A 366-nucleotide genomic window follows, 5' to 3' on the forward strand; every position below is an offset into this window, starting at 1 on the left:
CGCCCCGGCCGCGCCCGGCGTCGACGCCGGCGTGCACGTGTGGACTCGGGTGCGGGTCGACGACACCCGAGCGCTGCTCGTGCGGGTCACGCCCGAGCCGACCGCACGGCCCGACGGCGCGTGGTGGCCGTTGCTGGAGACCGCGGCACGGCTGCACCGCGCGCACTCGCTGTTCCTCAACAACCACCAGTGCTACTACCGCCGCCTGTTCCCCGGCGAGGAGATCGAGCACAAGTACGTCCTCGACGTGGGCACCGACGTGTGGGCCGCGACGGTCCAGCTCTACAACGCGCTGCGCGACGGCTCGCTGCCGGGCTTCGTCCCGGAGCACGGTGACGAGTTCCAGGGCTGGGACTACCTCAACCA

The 366-nt window shown here is 72.1% G+C and carries 1 protein-coding gene; it reads left to right on the forward strand.

Annotated elements, in window-relative coordinates:
* Positions 1-366 (forward strand): hypothetical protein (locus N869_RS18290; protein ID WP_035063481.1); only part of this gene is annotated, 366 nt, incomplete at both ends.

Origin of the sequence: Cellulomonas bogoriensis 69B4 = DSM 16987 (assembly GCF_000767165.1) — a bacterium.
Classification (GTDB): Bacteria; Actinomycetota; Actinomycetes; order Actinomycetales; family Cellulomonadaceae; genus Actinotalea; species Actinotalea bogoriensis.